Consider the following 3,475-nt stretch of genomic DNA (forward strand, 5'->3'; position numbering starts at 1 on the left):
CGCGGCAGACGGGAATTGTCAGACAGGGCCTAGAGCGCCTTGTGCATGATGTGCAGCCCGACCAGCCCGTCGCGGGGGTGGTCGAAGGCGTTCGGGACCGTGCCGAGGACGGTGAAGCCCAGGGAGGTCCAGAGACGGACGGCGGGGTTGGTCTCGACGACGGCGTTGAAGACCATCGCGCGGTAGCCCCGGGCCTTCGCCTCGGCGAGGACGTGCTCGGCGAGCGCCCGGCCGGTGCCCCGTCCGGCCCGGTCGGGGTCGACCATGAAGCCGGCGTTGCACACGTGCGCGGCGGGGCCGCCGTAGTTCGGGGTGAGGTAGGCCGAACCGAGCAGGGTGCCGTCGGCGTCCTCGGCCACGTACACCCGTTTGGCGGGGCTCATCCAGAGGGCGCGGGCGGCTTCCTCGGGGGTGCCGGGGTCCCAGGTGTAGGTGTCACCGGCCGCGACGATGCGGTGCCAGACGGGCCAGATCCGGGCCCAGTCACCGGCCCCGGCTTCTCTGATCAGCATGGGCGCGAGTCTGTCACGCCCATGCGCCCGACGGTCGCGGGGTGCGGAAGGGGTCAGTCCACGCTGGGCAGGATGTGGGGTTCCGCGAGGTCGTCCTCATAGCCCGCCAGGCGGATCGGGGCGGAGCGAGCCCACACGTCCAGGCTGCCGAGTTCTCCGGGCCTGCGGCGGGGACGCTCCGTGCGTTCGTCGGGGCCCTGTTCGCTGGTCGTCTTCTCCGGTGTCACCGCGCACTCCTTATGTGTCGGATCACCCTGGGGGGCGTCCCGGACCTCCAGGTTAACCAAATGAGCGGACCCGCGCTCGATAGGGAGTGCAAACAAGACGTAACTTCCGCCCGCCCGCCGCCCCCTCAATCCCCCTCAATGTGGGGCCGTTTACCGCAAAGCGCATCCGTTGCGGGGGCCGTCGATTCACCCACTCGGCCCAGGGGTGCGTCTGCCCCGCGGATGCCCCGTCATACGACGGCGCGGCACCGGACCGAGGTCCGGTGCCGCGCCGTCGGGTACGGGAGGGCGGCTGCGTCACCACTTGCCGGGCGCGTAGTCCTTCATGAAGACGCCGTACAGGTCCTCGCCCTGCTCGCCGCGCACGATCGGGTCGTACACGCGGGCCGCGCCGTCGACCAGGTCCAGCGGGGCGTGGAAACCCGCCTCGGCCAGGCGCAGCTTGTCGTAGTGCGGGCGCTCGTCGGTGATCCAGCCGGTGTCGACCGAGGTCATCAGGATGCGGTCGGTGTCGAACATCTCCTGGCCGCTGGTCCGGGTCACCATGTTCATCGCGGCCTTGGCCGCGTTGGTGTTGGGGTGGCCGGCGCCCTTGTAGCCACGGGCGAAGACACCCTCCATGGCGGAGACGTTCACGACGTACGCCCGCCCCTTGGGAGCCTGCTTCGCGGCGGCGGCCATGGCCGGGCGGAGCTTGCTGATCAGGATGAACGGCGCCGTGTAGTTGCAGAGCTGGGTCTCCAGCAGCTCCACCGGGGAGATCTGCTCGATCGACTGCACCCAGGTGTTGGTGTCGACCACGTCGGGCAGCAGGCCGCCCGCGTCGATCGCGGTGCCGTCCAGGTGCCGGGCGACGCTGGCGTTGCCCGCGACCAGGGCCAGGTCGGCGACCTTCTGGGCCTCCAGGCCGCTGGTGCCGACGGGCAGCGCGGCCAGGCCGTCGACCGCGCCGGAGTTGAAGGCGCCGATCACCTGGTGGGCGGGCAGCTCACCGGCGGGCAGCGGTGCGCTCTCGCCGTCGACCAGCGCGGCGTAGGCGGAGGGCAGCCGGCGTACGGTCTGCGTCGCGTTGTTGATCAGGATGTCCAGCGGGCCCGCCTCGGCGACCCGGTCCGCGAGGGCGACGGCCTGGGCCGGGTCGCGCAGGTCGATGCCGACGACCTCCAGGCGGTGCAGCCAGTCCGCGGAGTCCTCCATCGCCTTGAAGCGGCGGATGGCGTCCTTGGGGAACCGGGTGGTGATCGTGGTGTGGGCGCCGTCGCGCAGCAGCATCAGCGCGATGTACATGCCGATCTTGGCGCGGCCGCCGGTGAGCAGGGCGCGCTTGCCGGTGAGGTCGGCGCGGGCCTCGCGGCGGGCGCGGTTCTCCGCGGCGCAGCCCTGGCAGAGCTGGTGGTAGAAGTAGTCGACCTCGGTGTACCGCTGCTTGCAGATGTAGCAGGAGCGGGGGCGCTGGAGTATGCCCGCGATCCGGCCGGCCTCGATCCTGGAGGTGGGCAGGATGCCCTCGGTCTCGTCGTCGATGCGCTCGGCGGAGCCGGTGGCGGTGGCCTCGGTGACCGAGCGGTCGTGCGCGGTCTTGGCGGCCCGGCGCTCCTGGCGGCGGCGCTGCTTGACCGTGCGGTAGATGTGCGAGGTGGCCCGGCGGACCTGGATGGCGTCGGGGTGGTCGACGTCGATCCGGTCCAGCTCCTCCAGTACGCTGAGGCAGACGGCCAGGCGCTCCGGGTCGATACCGGGCCCGTAGACCATCTCGTCCGTGGACACCGCGTCCGCGGACGCCGCGCCGTCCTCTGTCACCGTCATCGCGCTGCCGCTTCCCTGATCACCCGCGCGGGGGCATGAGCGCGCCCGCTGTCGGCCGGGGAATTTTACGGAGCGCCCGGCCCCTGGACCAAACCCGCACCGGTGGCGGGCGGCCCGGGGGCCGGGAACGGCCGAGGTCAGACCTCGCAGGCTGTGAGCAGGGTCTCCATCTCGGCGGTGAGCGCGCGGGCCAGGACGTCGAGGTCGGGCACCGCGCGGGCGTCGGCCACGAGCCCGTAGTGGACGCGTCCCCGGTAGGTGGAGACGGCCACCGCGAGCGACTGGCCGGGGGCGAGCGGGGCGAGCGGGAAGACCTCGGCCAGTTCGTGCCCGCCGAGCTTCAGGCCGATGCCGGGCAGCGGGACGCTGGTGACGAGGATGTCGAACCAGAGCCGCGCCGCCTGTCCGACCAGCGGCCCGCCGAGCCGGTGCCCGAGCGCCGGGACGTGGTCCGCGAGCAGGGCGACGGCACCCGCGCCCCGGTCGGAACCGGCGTCCTTGTTGCGGACCATCGCGGCACACACCGTCTCCAGCCGGGCCAGCGGGTCGGGGTCGGCGACCGGAAGCCGTAGCAGGTACCCGGAGAGCCGGTTGCCCTGCGGCTGGGCGGTGCGCGGGCGGCGCCGGGAGACCGGGATGAGGGCGCGCGGGGCGACGCCCTCGCTGCCGTCGCCGCGCTCGTCCAGCCAGCGGCGCAGGGCGCCCGCGACGACCGCGATCAGTACGTCGTTGACGGTGCCCCCGGCGCTCTTCCTGACCCGGTGCACGTCGTCGATGTCGAGCACGGCGCCGGCGGTGCGGCGGGTGCCGCTGGGGGCGGAGGTCAGGGCCGTGCTGGGGCTCATGCCCAGGGTCGAGCGGGCCAGCGAGGCGCCGATGTCCAGGGCCCGGCCCAGATCGGAGACGGCGCCCTTGACCAGGTCGGGGACG

At 72.9% G+C, this 3,475-nt stretch carries 4 protein-coding genes; all 4 read right to left on the reverse strand.

From position 1 onward, the window contains the following. Positions 1-29: 29 nt before the first annotated feature. Entirely contained in the window at positions 30-512 is a 483-nt protein-coding gene (locus GT030_RS21635) for a GNAT family N-acetyltransferase (protein ID WP_161202523.1), read from the reverse strand. A 53-nt stretch (positions 513-565) separates the two neighbouring features. Further along, the gene (locus GT030_RS35790) at positions 566-739 is read right to left on the reverse strand and encodes a hypothetical protein (RefSeq protein WP_346009706.1); all 174 of its coding nucleotides are present in this window, start codon (positions 737-739) and stop codon (positions 566-568) included. Positions 740-1,036: 297 nt separating this feature from the next. Further along, the gene (locus GT030_RS21640; RefSeq protein WP_161202524.1) at positions 1,037-2,545 is read right to left on the reverse strand and encodes an SDR family NAD(P)-dependent oxidoreductase; all 1,509 of its coding nucleotides are present in this window, start codon (positions 2,543-2,545) and stop codon (positions 1,037-1,039) included. A 137-nt stretch (positions 2,546-2,682) separates the two neighbouring features. Then, the coding region (locus tag GT030_RS21645; RefSeq protein WP_161202525.1) for a WS/DGAT domain-containing protein at positions 2,683-3,475 on the reverse strand (793 nt) is incomplete at its 5' end.

This window comes from Streptomyces sp. SID1328, assembly GCF_009865595.1.
Classification (GTDB): domain Bacteria; phylum Actinomycetota; class Actinomycetes; order Streptomycetales; family Streptomycetaceae; genus Streptomyces; species Streptomyces griseoluteus.

Excerpts from the sequence above, each read along its gene's own strand:
- GT030_RS21635 (WP_161202523.1), bottom strand. The coding sequence starts at position 512 with ATGCTGATCAGAGAAGCCGGGGCCGGTGACTGGGCCCGGATCTGGCCC.
- GT030_RS21640 (WP_161202524.1), bottom strand. The coding sequence starts at position 2,545 with ATGACGGTGACAGAGGACGGCGCGGCGTCCGCGGACGCGGTGTCCACG.